The 14,983-nt window shown below is 49.5% G+C and carries 11 protein-coding genes; 9 read left to right on the plus strand and 2 right to left on the minus strand.

From position 1 onward, the window contains the following. Window positions 1-71: 71 nt before the first annotated feature. The 4 genes from WBG83_RS00390 to WBG83_RS00405 all read left to right on the plus strand — a co-directional run bounded on the left by WBG83_RS00390 (window position 72) and on the right by WBG83_RS00405 (window position 6,432). Window positions 72-1,394 carry an ABC transporter substrate-binding protein gene (locus WBG83_RS00390; protein WP_336741659.1) on the plus strand — a complete coding sequence of 441 codons (1,323 nt, stop codon included), beginning with the start codon at window positions 72-74 and terminating at the stop codon, window positions 1,392-1,394. Window positions 1,395-1,497: 103 nt separating this feature from the next. Then, window positions 1,498-3,279 (plus strand): sensor histidine kinase, encoded by a 1,782-nt coding sequence (locus WBG83_RS00395; protein WP_336741661.1) that lies wholly within the window; start codon window positions 1,498-1,500, stop codon window positions 3,277-3,279. Further along, window positions 3,254-4,825: a response regulator transcription factor gene (locus tag WBG83_RS00400; RefSeq protein WP_336741663.1), complete on the plus strand. Its 1,572-nt coding sequence runs from the start codon at window positions 3,254-3,256 to the stop codon at window positions 4,823-4,825. The genes WBG83_RS00395 and WBG83_RS00400 overlap by 26 nt, the downstream gene beginning before the upstream one ends. A gap of 20 nt (window positions 4,826-4,845) precedes the next feature. Next, entirely contained in the window at window positions 4,846-6,432 is a 1,587-nt protein-coding gene (locus WBG83_RS00405) for a glycoside hydrolase family 43 protein (RefSeq protein WP_336741664.1), read from the plus strand. A gap of 97 nt (window positions 6,433-6,529) precedes the next feature. On the opposite strand, the gene WBG83_RS00410 is transcribed toward WBG83_RS00405, so the two are convergent. Further along, window positions 6,530-7,894: a PepSY-associated TM helix domain-containing protein gene (locus tag WBG83_RS00410; RefSeq protein ID WP_336741666.1), complete on the minus strand. Its 1,365-nt coding sequence runs from the start codon at window positions 7,892-7,894 to the stop codon at window positions 6,530-6,532. Window positions 7,895-8,444: 550 nt separating this feature from the next. Between WBG83_RS00410 and WBG83_RS00415 the strand changes: the two genes are divergently transcribed. The 3 genes from WBG83_RS00415 to WBG83_RS00425 all read left to right on the plus strand — a co-directional run bounded on the left by WBG83_RS00415 (window position 8,445) and on the right by WBG83_RS00425 (window position 11,497). After that, window positions 8,445-9,278, plus strand: a complete 834-nt coding sequence (locus WBG83_RS00415) for a sensor histidine kinase (RefSeq protein WP_336741668.1) — start codon at window positions 8,445-8,447, stop codon at window positions 9,276-9,278. Between the two features lie 10 nt (window positions 9,279-9,288). Further along, window positions 9,289-9,948: a response regulator transcription factor gene (locus WBG83_RS00420; RefSeq protein WP_336741670.1), complete on the plus strand. Its 660-nt coding sequence runs from the start codon at window positions 9,289-9,291 to the stop codon at window positions 9,946-9,948. Window positions 9,949-10,180: 232 nt separating this feature from the next. Further along, entirely contained in the window at window positions 10,181-11,497 is a 1,317-nt protein-coding gene (locus WBG83_RS00425) for a copper resistance D family protein (RefSeq protein WP_336741672.1), read from the plus strand. 99 nt (window positions 11,498-11,596) lie between these two features. On the opposite strand, the gene WBG83_RS00430 is transcribed toward WBG83_RS00425, so the two are convergent. Further along, on the minus strand, window positions 11,597-12,325 hold the full coding sequence (locus WBG83_RS00430) for a response regulator transcription factor (RefSeq protein ID WP_336741674.1): 729 nt from the start codon (window positions 12,323-12,325) through the stop codon (window positions 11,597-11,599). A gap of 289 nt (window positions 12,326-12,614) precedes the next feature. On the opposite strand from WBG83_RS00430, the gene WBG83_RS00435 reads away from it, so the two are divergent. Then, window positions 12,615-13,934, plus strand: coding sequence for a c-type cytochrome (locus WBG83_RS00435; RefSeq protein WP_336741676.1), 1,320 nt, complete (start codon window positions 12,615-12,617; stop codon window positions 13,932-13,934). Then, window positions 13,931-14,953 carry a cytochrome c class I gene (locus WBG83_RS00440; protein ID WP_336741678.1) on the plus strand — a complete coding sequence of 341 codons (1,023 nt, stop codon included), beginning with the start codon at window positions 13,931-13,933 and terminating at the stop codon, window positions 14,951-14,953. The genes WBG83_RS00435 and WBG83_RS00440 overlap by 4 nt, the downstream gene beginning before the upstream one ends. Window positions 14,954-14,983: the final 30 nt, after the last annotated feature.

Here is a 14,983-nt window from a genome sequence, read left to right on the forward strand (position 1 = left end):
ACGGTCTTTCGCTTTCGAATTCGTTATGCTTAAAAGGCAAAATGACAGTGGAGAAGAGGGGAACTGACGAGATGAAGAAACTAGCGACAACCATGATGCTGAGCATGAGTCTACTCCTGGCAGCCTGCAGCGGAAGCACGCAATCGCCCGCGGCTGAGGAGAAAAGCGCAACGACGATTAAGGTGTATACGGCTTACAAAGGGGAGCCGGGCGAGCCGCTGATGAAGATCATCGACGCTTATAATGCGCAGGGGAAAAACGTGAAGGTGGAGCATGTAGCGCTTGTCCAAAATAATGATAGCCGCGAAATGCTTCAAAAATTCGACGTACTTGCCGCTTCAGGGGAACAGGTGGATGTTCTTTTCCTGAACAACGAAGGCTTCGTGACCGAACGCGCCGGCAACGGGGTGCTGTATCCGCTGGATGAATTCTATTCGGCGAATCAAATCGATCCGGAGAAAGATTTCTACAGAAATCCGGTTTATAACGGGAAGCACTATGGCATGATGGCTAACGCAAGCTTCTGGTATGTCGCGATGAATGAAACTCACCTGAAGGAAGCGGGTCTCCAGCTGCCGTCTCCCGATTGGACGTGGGATGATTTCAGAGAGTATGCCAAGAAGCTGAAGATGAGCAAGGAAGGTCGGTACGGCGCCTATTTCCACACATTCGGGGAATATGCGAATATTATCGCGTACACCGACTTCAAGAATCCACAGTTAAAAGAAGACGGTAGCCTGCAATTCGATGATCCGAGCTTCGAGTACTGGTTTAAGCTGCGGAAAGCGATGGAGCTTGAAGACAAATCGGTACGTCCTCATGCAGATGTGCTGTCAGCCAAGCAGCATTGGGCCACCGATTTTATGAACGGTACGACGAGCATGCTGCCAATACCGATGTATTCCCTGGATGAAGCGTTTCTGAATAAGGAAAGCTACCCGCGTGATTTCAAAATTACGTTTGCTCCGCTTCCGCGCTCTTCTAGCAAAGTAGAGCCGGGCTTAACGAACATTGCAGGCTCCTTCTTTACCATTCACAAAAATTCGAAAAACAAAGAAGCGGCGTTTGACTTTATTAAATTTGCGACAACGGAAGGCGCTTCCTTAGGCGGCTGGATTCCGGGCTGGACGAAAGCGGACGGCAAAGCCGTGCTTGATAAAACGATTCAGGGCAAGACGGATCTGGTAAACAGCGATGCTTTGAACAAGGCTATCTTCAACGATAAGGTAAGGACTGCAGGCGCTTCTGTCATCAGCGTTCCCTATCAGCAGCAATTGAAGAAGGTGGCGGAAGCCGGATTGAACAAGTATTTGCTGGACAAAACCTCGTATGAGGATGCACGCAAGTTCATGATGGAGGAAGGCAAGAAGATTATCGACCAGAACAAGAAATAATGCGCAGTGCGGGGAATCGGCGAAATTTCGCCGTTTCCTTGTTTTCATTTGCTGCAAATGATGTATGATAGTTGAAAAGCACTTCTACTTGGAGGAATCGACATTGGCGTTGAGCTGGCTGTACCGCGTATCGTTTTACCGAAGGATTCAAATATCGTTGCTGCTGTTCCTCATTATTCCGCTGCTTCTGATTACCGGGTTGTCTTATGTCGCGAACAAGCAGGCGAACGAAGAGAACGTTCGGATGAATATGAGAGGTATTATCGGGATTCTTGCCAACGATTTGTCCAAAACGGCTAACGAAGTTACGTATACGGTCAATCAGTATGCCCCGTCGCAATCAAACGGACTATTTGACAGCTTGAGAGGGTTAAGCAGCCTGATGGTATTCGATAGCTTTGAGAACTATCGCATGTACACTCGTTTGAACGAAAGCGCCGCGCTGCAGGCAGGCAAATTATCACTGGCGCATGTCAATGTCTTTTTCGTAAATCGTGCACACTATCCAATTATCGGCACCATCAATGCTCAGGATGCAGCTGTGCTTCGGAAGGACAGCCGCTTCGAGCATCTAACGGAAGAGGAAGCTTCCACGGGCATTGTGCGCTGGTTTCGGGCCGAGCAGCGCAGCAGCTACGGAAATGTGTTCAGCGCGTCTTATTATCTGTTTGTAAAAAAAACAGTGTATGACCCCTTTCGTAATCTTGTGCTCGGTACGCTCTTCATCGGAATTCCTGACGTGTACTTTGAAGGGCTGTTCAGCAACGCGGGAGAGGGCGTTTTTACCTTGTACGAAGCGGACGGATCGAGGATCGCAGGCATGGCAAGCAGCCCGGCATCGTTATCGGAGGGTCCCGCCGAGGGCTGGATGCGGGAGAAAACAGAAGTTCCGGGTACGTCCTGGATGTTGACCTACGACATGAATGCCGATTTGGCGACCGGGGATGCGACGCAGCGATTCTGGTATTTGATTATGGCTGTGTGTATCGTCATGTTCGTTTTCTTATTCATGTCCAGTGTCATTGCGAAGGGGCTAAACAGGCCGATTCAGAAGCTGATGCGTATCGCTTCCCAATATGGCGAAGGCAACAGCTCCATCCGGTACCATGCCGAGGGTCAGGATGAAATCACGAATCTTGGCCAATCCATTAACAGCATGCTGGATAATATCAATGCGCTGATTCGCAAAGTGGAAGCAGAGCAGGAAGAGAAGCGGACCATCGAGCTCTATGCCTTGTTTTCGCAGATTCAGCCGCATTTTTTACTGAATACGCTTAATTCCATCAAATGCAATTTGGCAATCGAAGGGGATAAGGTGCACAGTGAAACGATCGACGCTTTAATGGCATTGCTTCGAGCCCATCTGCGCGTGCACGAACCGCTAACACTGGCCGACGAGTGCAAGCTGCTGAGCCAGTACGTATCCATCATGCGAATGCGGAACCGGCTGCCAATCGAGCTGGTCATCGATCTGCCTGAACGGGCCCGCAAGGTGCTTGTTCCGCGGCTGCTGCTTCAGCCCTTGGTCGAGAACAGCATTATCCACGGGTTCAGTCATGCGAGTCTCTCCCCGAGAATTGAGGTGGCGGTTCGGGAGGCGGAGGGCGGCTTCTTGATTCAGGTGGCTGATAATGGGAAGGGGATCGCTTCAGAGCAGGCTGAGGCACTGAATCGGAAGCTGGAGAAACAGGTGGAGCAAGTCGGCGATCGTGGAATTGGAATGTACAACGTCATGCGCCGCTTAAAGCTGACATTTGGCGGTCAGGCCAGCTTGCATGTCAGGCAGCGGGCAGACGGAGGCTTTGCCGCCCACTTGTTTATTCCGCGAAACGAATTCGATGAAGGAAAGGAGCAGGCCGATGATAAAGGTGATGCTGATCGATGATGACGTACCCGTCGTTGAATATATACGCAGGCTGGTGAACTGGGAAGTATTGGGACTTCGCGTATGCGCAGAAGCCTATTCAGCGGCCGAGGCGAAAGAGCGGTTCGAAGCCGCGCAGCCCGACATTTTGATAACGGATATTGGATTGCCCGATGGCAATGGCATTGAGCTGGCCCGCCAGTTTCGGGGTGTCAATAACCAGCTGCGCGTGATTTTCCTTACCTGCCATGAAGACTTCCAATACGTCAAGGAAGCGCTGCGGATCGATGCGGACGATTATGTCGTAAAGGACGAGCTTAGCCCGGACAAAATCACGGAAAGTCTGGAGAAGGCCATATCCCGCCTCTCGAACGAGCAGGAGCAGCTGGAGCAAATGGCGTACAAGAGTGAATTGGCGCGGAATAAAGACATTCTGCTGCAGCAATTTTTTCACGAATTATCCCATACCACGGATTCTTCGGGACTGCTTGAACATGGCCGGCGGCTCGGCATCCATTGGGCCGGTATCTGGTTCGGCGCAGCATCGTTTCATATGGACCGAGGAGATCTCCTGGAGAAATACGAGAGGAAGAACCTCGAATTGGTGTATTATGCAGCCTATAATATTGCTTTGGAGCTGGCGTCCGGGACTCGCAATACAATGTTCTTGGCCAAAGACCAGCGTTTGTGGGCGGTTTCCTGCGAACAGGACCCGGAAGCAGCAATAGCTTCACTGGAACGATTCGTGCCGCTTCTCAAGGAGAAGCTGCTTGAGTTCTTGAAGGTGGACTGCTATGCGGCGATTGGAGAGAAGCCAGGCTTTCTTTCTGATTTAGGCTGTTTAATAGCCAAAGTCAAGCATTTCCACGATCGCCGGTTTTATGTGGACAGCCCCTACGAGGAGGCTCGTTGGTCCTTAAGCGCATCGGATTTGGATACAAGTCTCGGATTTGAAGCGCTCTCGGCGAAATGGATCGAAGCGCTCTTTGCCGGGAATCAGTCTCTGTCACATATCTATCTGGGAAACCTGAAAAGGGCGATGCGATCGGCTGCCATGGACACGGTGAAGACAAAGGAGCGGCTGCTTCGGCTGGTGCAGGAGGCGAGTATCCGGTTTGGCCGCTCTGTGCCTGCAGGCATTCAGGAAGACATTACGCATACGGTTCGTCTGGAGGAAGCATTCCGAATCGTGCGTTGGTATTCGGAGCGTCTGCTTCAGAACATATTATCCTCGTCGGAAGAAGCCTGTGAGACGAACCCGGATATCAAAGCGATTCAAGCCTTCATCCGCGAGCATATTTACAGAAACATCACATCGATTGATATCGCGAGACACCTGCACTTGAATCCAAGCTACTTCTCGCGTTACTTCAAGAAGCTTACGGGCCAGAATTTCACCGATTACGTGCATTTGATCAAAATGGAGGAAGCAAAACGGCTGCTTGCCAAAGGAGAAACAGCGGAAAATACAGCGTATATGCTCGGTTATTCGGACCGTGCCTATTTCTCGAAAGTGTTCAAGAAATATACAGGGGTAAGTCCAAGCGAATGCAAGCTGCGCCCCTAATCCATCCGAGGAGTGAGAGTATGACGAATCTCAATAGGTTTAATGGGTTTAATGAACAATTTCCATGGGTTTCCGACCAAGGCGATGGCACATTCGCCAACCCGATTCTGCATGCGGATTATTCAGATCCTGATGTTATAAGGGTCGGAAGCGATTTCTATATGACGGCGTCCAGCTTCGGTCATATTCCGGGACTGCCGATCCTGCATTCCAAGGATCTTGTGAACTGGCGCATCATTAATCATGCTATCCCGCGTATGCCGCTCGGCGGATATGATCGCCCGCAGCACGGAAATGGCGTATGGGCGCCAAGCCTTCGGTTCCACGAAGGGAAATTCTGGATATTTTACGGTGATCCCGATGTTGGTATCTTCATGACAACCGCTGATGATCCTGCCGGCACTTGGTCGGACATTCACCTCGTTCATGAGGGCAAGGGTCTTATCGACGCATGTCCGTTCTGGGATGATAACGGCGACGCTTATCTGGTTCACGCCTATGCGCAGAGCCGAAGCGGCATCAAGCATAGACTTCGCGTGCGGCGCATGTCTTCGGACGGGAAGCGGCTTCTTGATGAAGGCGTGATCATCATCGATGATCCGGAGCGTCATCCGACCATCGAAGGGCCGAAGATGTATAAAAAGAATGACTATTATTACGTATTCGCACCTGCGGGAGGTGTTGAAGAGGGCTGGCAGACCGTACTGCGCGCTTCCCATCCGCTCGGTCCGTATGAGGATCGGATTGTGCTGCAGCAGGGCGATACCCCGATAAATGGTCCTCATCAGGGGGCATGGGTGGAGCTCGAATCGGGGGAATCCTGGTTCATTCACTTTCAGCATAAGGATGCTTACGGTCGAATTGTTCATTTGCAGCCCATGACGTGGACAGCGGATCATTGGCCGGCGATGGGGGTAGATAGTAACGGGGACGGCATTGGCGAGCCGGTTCTAGGCTTCCGTAAGCCGGATGTCGGTGGTGAATACCCGATCTGTGTTCCGGCGGCTTCAGACGATTTCGATGGCGAGCAGCTGGGTTTACAATGGCAGTGGCAGGCTAACCCGCAAGCAGGATGGCACTCGCTCACGGAACGGGCGGGATGGCTAAGGCTGTCCGCGCAAGCCTGGCCTGATGGCGCTGCTTCCTTGTTTCAGGCGCCTCATCTGCTCCTTCAGAAGTTTCCTGCCCTATCGTTTGAGACAACGGTCTGTGTGGATGGTGCCGGCCTGAATGCCGGAGATCAGGCAGGGCTTATCGTATTCGGCTACAGCTATGCGGCCTTGACGTACATGGCTGATACAGAGGACGGCCCCCTGCTTCAGGTGCTCGAAGGGGATCAAGAGGGACATGCAGTGAATTGGCAGCGCAGGATTGTCGTTGAGGAGGGTCAGGAGGTAGCTTTGCGTGTCGTCGTCCAGCCAGGAGCAGTATGCGTGTTCCAATTCAGCCTCGACGGTCACCAGTATGAGGAGGTCGCTCTGCCGGCCTTTGAAGCGACGGTAAGCAAGTGGGTCGGAGCCAAGGTAGGGCTATTCGCGCAAGCAGGAAGCACACCTGGGGGCTTCGCGGACTTTGACCGCTTCACGGTGACTAGGGTTTCCGGGTAAATCCGAGTGGCGAATTTCAGGATATCATGAACAAGGAACAAGAAGAACTCTGCTATCGCAAGAGTTCTTCTTGTTCCTTGATTTATATCGTGACACTTTATTCTGCAGTCCGCGGGTTATTCTTCGTCATGTAGTAGAGGATACCTTCAATAATAAATATAAGGAGTACAGATAAACCAAACAGAGGCATAAGTATCCCTAGTATGAATAAGGTGAGTATAGCTCCTATAGACCATGGTTTATTGACTCGTTTAGGTAAATTCAAATCGCCAGGCTTCACTTTTTTCATCCAGGAAACGAATCCCATAACGATTGCTGCAAGGAATGCGATACAAACCATCAAATTTAAAATTTTATTCGCCATCCCGAATAAATGCCCTTCATGCAGCGGAACGCCCCAAGTAAACCACTTTCCTATAATTCCATAATCAGCAAAGTTGATTCTGGCAATGAGTTTACCGGAGTATTGATCGAAATATGCCGTAGTTTCTTCGTACGGACTTACATCTAGCCCGGTAATTCCTGTATTGCTTCCCTTAGAAACAGTGAACACGCCATGTTCATTTGAAGGGTAGACAATTGAAAGCGGTTTCGCGATATTCTCGCTTTGAGCTTTGTTTATGATAGATTCCAAGCTTTGTTGACCCGGATTGTTTATATTTACGTTTGCAGAAGAGTGATGATCGGCATGTCCTGTAGTATTGGAGGTAGGCTGATCCAAGCTTCTTGTAGCCCAAGGAATCTCATTTACATCAGATTGTGGCGGATTATAGCGTAATTCAGTTCTTCCAAGCTCAGGATGATCTTTGCCAAACTGACTAATGTGACTGCCCATGAATACAGACCAAGGGATTCCTGTTAATACAATTACAATTAAAGGTATTGCAATGACAAGTCCCAGTATGGCATGAATCTTTTGAAATGTAAGCTTGTTCGTGCCTTGTTCGGACTTGCTTGCAAGCAGCTTCTTTTTAAAAGTCATATAACTGCCTGAGACGATTAGAAATATGGTCCAGCAAGCAGCCAACTCGACTAAATAGCGTATAAATGTACTTTCGGTGAAAAGGGAGCTATGAAAGTTTCTCATAATATTAGAGTAAGTATATTTAGCCTCTTGATCAGCGACGATTTGATTGTTGTTGTCTAAAAAAATATAACGAGAATCGCCGTCCTTATTGTTGATCGTAACTCTATTGTTGTAGGGCTCCTCCATCATACTGATTTTTCCGATTTTATAGCCTGCATAGTTGTCGGTTATTTCCTTCATAGCTTCATCCATGCTCTGGTTTACCTGGATGTCGCTTTGTCCAAAAAATTCCTTTTGATACAAGTTGTTTTCGACATCCGTATAAAATAAATAACCGATGCCCGATAAAGTCAAAGTAAAAAGCAGGGGGGTAATAAACCAGGCAGCATAAAAATGAAGTCTTCGAAAAGGGTTGAATGTGTTCTTGTTTCTCATACGAATCTCCTTTTAATTCAACTGTTTGTCGTTCAGAACAAAATTAATAGTAATGGAATGGGGCATCGAAATATATGGCTCAAACGAGCCAGTATTGTTGCGATATTGTGAAAAGTGCTTGAAATTGTATTGAACATGAGCATTTTGCATACTGTCGATTCGATAACAGTCTGCGAATTCTCGACATAACATATGCTGCAGGCTAAGGAATTTGTCGCGTAAAAATGCGCAAGGACTGGAAGACTTCTTCCAGTCCTTGCGCAGGCAGAAAGCGTGGCATTACGTGGCATTACAATGAGGGAGTACAGACAGAGAATATCAGAGTTGAGAGAGGACCAGTATTACATATTAATCAAGTCTACGGAATACTTTACTTTCCCCATTGACCATGTTGGCATAAGCGGACATGGTTTTTTCTTGCCGGGTGAATTTCACCGATTCGTCAAACACGGACACAGAAAATGGCTCTTGTGAGTCATGCCCGGCACAGGGGAGTATGGTTAGATAAATAAGAACTTGTACTACGATAACGGCGAAAGAAGCGGTGCACATGCTCTATAAAAACCTGAAAAGCTTAATCCTTATTATCCCCACAATAACCATAGGTATTTGGGAGTATGTGAGGCACGCCTTTTTACTGCCCTATATTTCCATGGATTTAGGCAACTGGCTTGCGCCGATCATTGTATTCCTTGTTACGGTGACCCTGCTGCGGCAGCTATTTGCCATGATGGAAAAGCTTCAGGATGAGCTGCAGCAAGAGAAGGCAACCACAGCTGTGCTTGAAGAACGGGAAAAAATTGCCGGCGAGCTGCATGACGGCATTGCCCAATCCTTGTTTCTCCTGTCCGTACGCGTGGATCGGATGAAGCAAACTTCATCAGGCGAGGCGTCGGAAGCCTATCTCAATTTACGGAAGACCCTTCATGAAGTAAATGAATATGTCCGTCAAGCCATCGCCAGCCTTAGATATCCGGCAACCGCCAATACAAGGCCGTGGTTGGAATCTCTCCATCATTTAATTGATGAGTATATTTTGGATACCGGAATGAATGTTCATTTGAAATGGTCTATCTCTGAGCAGAGACTGTCGGTAAAGGAAAAAGTGGAATTGTACGCGTCGATACGCGAGGCTTTGATTAATGTGTACAAGCATGCTCAGGCGGCAACGATTTGGATTCTGGGAGAAAATGATGGGGCCGATGGCTGGAAATGTACAGTAAGCGATGACGGGATTGGCTTTTCAGTGCGTGAAAGCCCTCCGCTGGAGCATAGCTCCGGAGGCTTCGGTTTAGCAATTATTCAAGATCGGGCGGCTGAAATGAAATGGGAGTTTAAGATTTTCCGAAATAATGAAAAGACGACACTTGAGCTCAGGAGATGAGAACACTTTCATGAGTCAGCCAATACGTATTATGCTTGCAGATGATCATACACATGCGAGAGAAGCGATGAAGGATATTATTGAAATCGATCCCGCATTTGAGATCGTTTGTGAGGCAGCCAATGGGGAAGAAGCGATTCTTCTTGCTGAGCAGTGGATGCCGGACGTGATCCTGATGGATATTCGAATGCCGCGGCTGGACGGTCTGGAGGCAGCTAAGCAAATTAAAGAGAAGTATCCTTATGTCAAGATTGTCATGGTCACTGTCTCCGATGATGTCACTCATCTATTCGAAGCGATTAAGCGAGGTGCTCAAGGGTACTTGCTTAAAAATTTGCATCCATCCTCCTGGCATGAATATTTGCGTGCCGTCGCGATAGATGAAGCACCGATGTCGCGCGAGGTAGCAACCCGGCTGCTGCAGGAATTCGCTTCCTTGAAAACAAGCGTTCCCACACAGTCCCCGCTAACTCAACGTGAGAAGGAAATATTAAACTGCATTGCCAAAGGAATGTCGAACCGAAACATATCGGAGCATCTTGTCATTTCAGAGTACACGGTCAAAAATCACTTGAAAAACATCATGCACAAGCTGCATTTGGACAACCGGGTCCAGCTCATGCGATATGCCTATGAAAATGGGTGGATTCGAAGCTTTGGAGAACGGTAAATAGACTATCAAGACAATCTGGTTTAATGGAGCGATCATACTGCGAACACGAGTGGAATGCCTTACATACACCAAAGAAGGAGCTAGTACGCTGGGTGGAAACCAACACCTGGACATCAAAGAACGCTGGATTCAAGTGCTTCGATGGTTGCTTATATTGCTGCCGCTCATGGGATTCGTTGCCGCAAATCCAACAGAGGCTTGGGCTCATACAAGTATGGATGAACACCATATGCATTCATTTGATCCGCAGGAGACTGCCCGGCAGTGGATACGTATATTGGAAATACTGGCCGCAGTGGTGGCCGCAGGTTTTGTTTACTTTCGTTATTTCGTATGGGATGCTGCACGCCAAGGGACGCCGATTGGCTATTCCTTGAAAATGGAGCGGCGGTTATGGATCATGGTGCTGCTTCTATATGGCTCAACAGGTAGTGTTGAATTTTGGGGGCAAGCTTCGAGCTCCGTTATGCCGGAATCACTTGGGCCATGGAAGCTTGCTCTTCACTGGCTTACCTCCACATGGGCTGGAGCTGCAGCAGGGCTTCGGCCCATTCTTTCCGCTTTGCTGCTGGCCTCTGCTTATGCTTCGTTTCCTTCCAGGAAAATCGAGACAGGATTAAAGACGAGCCTTATCCTTTTACTGGTTGCGCTATTCCCGATCACAGGGCATGCTAACGAAACTTTGACAGGAACAGCGATTGCTTTTCTCACTCATTTGCTGCACATGCTGCTGGCTGCAGTTTGGTTTGGCGGCCTCAGCGGTTTATTTGCCGCCACTTTTGTTCGTCATCAGACAGTAGCTCATTTGACAGAATGGAACCGTATGCTTCGGAGATTTTCACGTGCGGCCCTGCCCAGCTTGCTTCTGCTGGCAGCTAGCGGCATTCAATTAGCCTGGATGCGGCTAACAAGCGTCTCCGATTTGTGGAACAGCGCCTACGGTCAAATTCTTCTTTTTAAATTAGGGCTGATTACGCTCGTTTTTCTAATTGCATGCTTGCACAGATTTCGATTTATGCCAAGATTAAATACAATCGTTCAGGAACAAAACCTGAAGGATCTTCCGAAGCTATCCGGCTTTTTGACTGGTATGCGTCTGGAGATTGCAATAGGATTTGCCGCGATTGCTGCCGCTGGCATGCTTTCCACAACAGCCCCTCCTGAGGGGAACGGGCTGAAGCAGTCCATATACTGGCACGAAATGGGCGTTCAAGCGCATATGTCTTTACGCATCAAGCAGCAAGCCCGCTCTGAGCAGCAGCTTCGGCTGGACGTGTGGCTGCCTTCCGGACTCGGAGCTCCTGTACGGGTAGACGTAAGGGTAAGCAATGATGGAGAGCCGGCCAGCGCAGAGCATCAGGTGCCATTAATGCTCACGCAGGGAGGGCCTGATCCATACGGGTTTGAAGGCTTTGATAAATACACTTACGAATCTGTGGACGATAGAATGCTTATTGATGAACCTGGAAATTGGGACGTGTTGGTGGATATTATCGATCCTGCGATGCACAAGCATGTGTATCACAAAACCATTGAGCACCGCTAAAAACCTTCCTTGCAGCCATCGCGACAGTATCATCGCGGCAAGGAAGGTTTATTTGCCGATACGCTAAGAACATCATAGAACGCGCATTTGTTTTAAGCATTATCCTGTCCATGACAGCCCTGTTTCCAGACGATAGCCGACTCCCCATATCGTACGAATCACGGTACTGCCTGGCTCGCATGACGGCTGAAGCTTCTCACGAATCCGTTTCACATGCGAATCCACCGTACGCAAATCCCCGCTTGGCTCACATTTCCAAACCTCCTTCAGCAGCGCTTCACGAGTGAACGTTTTTCCTTCATTCAGCGCCAAGTACCGAAGCAAATCATATTCCTTTAACGTCAGCGAGACCTCGATACCCCTAACAAGCACGCGGCGCGCTTCGTGTTCAATTGTGAGCTGGGGCAGCACAATATCCGAGGATGTTGACTGCTGCTGTGGCCGAAAATTTTTCTTTGTACGTTTCAGGATGGCATGAATCCGGCAGATCAATTCTCTTGGACTAAACGGATTTATAACATAATCATCTGCACCGGCTTCAAATCCCAGGATTCGCTCTTCCTCATCACTTTTGGAGGACATCAGGATAATAGGCGTAGTTTTCATTCCTTTGATCAGGGCGCATATGTCTAAGCCGGACATGTCAGGCAGGGTTCTGTTCAGCAGAATTAAATCGTAATCCCGCTCAAGTGCTTTGATCAGCGCGCTTTCGCCAAGCTTCGCGTCCTCGACAACGGCCCCGTCGTGATCCAGGTACATATGAATCCGGCTTCGAATCCGGCTTTCCTCATCTGCAATGAGGATTTTATATGCAGCTTTTGACATCATGTTATTCCTCCCCTATGTGATCATAACGCCAGGCGTACGTGCAAGCATGACCCTTCGGAGCCATTTCGTCGTCAAAGCCGTGAACAAAGCATGGCTGCTTTGTGACTTTCGCCATGGCTCTTTGGGGCCGCCATTTCCAGCGCAAACCCCGAAGCCTTCAATCGTTCATACGAATTTCAAACAAGTAGCTCTCCGGAGTCATATTGAGCTTATGGGACTTCCAGTATACTTACAATGGCGCTCGGGATAAGGACATTTTATTTTACTTGACAAAGGAGAGAGAAGGGTTATGCAATTTCCAACCATTGATTTCGGTTGGCTTGGCAACGGCAACCTGATCGGCATGGTATCGGTTCTCCACGTGATCATCAACCATGCTGTGGCTATAGGCGGCTCGGTTCTTATGGTTTCCATTGAATACGCTGCCTACAAGTCGGGCAACGCCAGGCTGGACGCCTATGCTAAATGGCTGTGCAAATGGATTTTGATTATTACTACGACCCTCGGTGCCATGACGGGAGTCGGCATCTGGTTTGCGACCACAGTAGTGCTGCCGAACGCCATTGGCGCGCTGCTGCGTATTTTCCACTGGGCCTGGTTTACCGAATGGATCGTCTTTGTGACAGAGGTGCTGCTGCTGCTCACCTACTATTACACCTGGGATAGCTGGAAGGGCACACAAAAGAAGAAGCATGTGCGCACCGGCATCTACTTGTGCGTCGCCTCCTGGTTCACCTTGGCGATTATTACCGGCGTCCTGGCGGCGCAGATTAATCCTGGCGACTGGGTAGAGACGCTTTCATTCTGGAGTGCGTTTGCCAATGAAACGTGGGTTCCGTCCATCCTGTTCCGCACCTTCGCGGCAATTACACTCGGGGTTGCGCTATTGACGCCGATTACCAAATGGTATTTGAAGGATAAGGGGGACGAGCACCGCGTCTTGAAAATATACGGCAAATGGCTAATCGCTTCAGTACCGTGCATGCTGATCTTCGGCTGGTGGTATTTGCGCACCCTGCCGGATCAAGCGCAGACGCTTGTGAAGTGGGCCACCGGCATGAGCGACAGTGTATTCATTGGAGTAAACGTGCTGGGGCTGCTGCTTATCTTAGTACTCGGCATGATGCTATTGGATGGGAGCGTCCGGCGACACGCCTTTTTAACGGTGTTTACCATGCTATTCTCCCTGCTGCTCATTACGGAGTTCGAGATTATCCGTGAGAACATCCGCAAGCCCTACGTCATTTACAACTATATGTACGCCAACGGAGTCGTCAAAAGCGACGTACCGCTCCTGAACGAAAAGGGCGCGCTGCCGCAAGCGAAATTTTCATCTGTGAAGCAGGTCACTGAGGAGAACAAGCTTCAGGCGGGAGAAGAGCTGTTTCGCATGCAGTGCATCGCCTGTCACACGATTGACGGTCCGCGCCGCAGCCGGGCGATGGCGAAACGAGTGGAGGGCTGGACGGAGGAGGGGATTGCGTCCTTCATCCCGCAGATGCACAATGTCCGCAATGTGATGCCGCCGTTTGTCGGAACGGAAGAAGAAGTGAAGGCTCTGGCTGCCTATATTCATCAAATCGTAAATGAAAGGAGCGGGGCTCAATGAATCTGTGGCTTAGAGCGGAATCCCCGGTTCCAAACGATCTGGGTCTGGCGATTCCGGGGAGTCTGCCTTTTTTTGAAGTCCTCATCGTAGTGGGCTTTATCCTGCATATTATTTTCGTTAATATTTTGGTGGCCGGATCAGTTTCTGCTGTGTTTAACGAAATACAGGGCATCCGTAAGAACAACGCTGTACTGGATTCGCTGGCCTTTCGTCTGGCAACACAGGTATCGATTGTCAAAAGCATTGCGGTCGTGCTTGGTATAGCACCGCTGCTTATCATCAGTACGATTTATACACAGTTTTTTTATCCTTCGACCATTCTGATCGGTAAAATGTGGATGGCGCTCATTCCGCTGCTGATTATCGCCTTTTTGTCACTCTACGTGTACAAGTTCACATGGCAGCGATGGAAACATCGCAAAGGCTTGCATGTAAGCTTCGGAATTCTTGGATCGCTCATCCTCCTGTTTGTGCCGCTGTTGTTTATTACTAACGTAGCATCGATGCTGCAGCCGGATTTGTGGGAGCCTGACCGGGGATTTTTCGGCTCCCTGTTCGCTTATCCGACCATCTGGCAGCGCTATCTGCATTTCATGGCGGCTAGCTTCACCATGCTTGGGATGTTCATTTATTGGTGGGGGAATCGGGCAGAACGCCGGGAGCCTAGCCCAGTCACAGCAGAAGCGAAGCAGTACGGGAAAAAACTGGCTGCCTTATTTACCGTCATGCAGCTGGTAGCCGGGCCGCTGCTGCTGCTTTCCATGGACAGTCGGATCCGACAGGCGTTCATGGGCGGATCGCTGTTTCATACCGGGCTTTTGTGTGTGGCCATTGTGCTCGCGATTGTGCTGTGCGTGATGTTAATCCGGCTGGTGCGGCAGGATAGCCGGGCGTTGTTCGTCCGGTCGGTGACGCTCCTGCTTATCGTGCTGTCGCTGATGAGCTGGATTCGCCACGAAGTCCGCGAGCTATACTTGCAGCCGTATATTCAGGAAACACCGCGGACGATAAAGTCTTAAACGGAACAAGAAACATGGCATAACGGAAAA

This window comes from Paenibacillus sp. y28 (genome assembly GCF_037137075.1).
GTDB lineage: Bacteria > Bacillota > Bacilli > Paenibacillales > NBRC-103111 > JBBBNV01.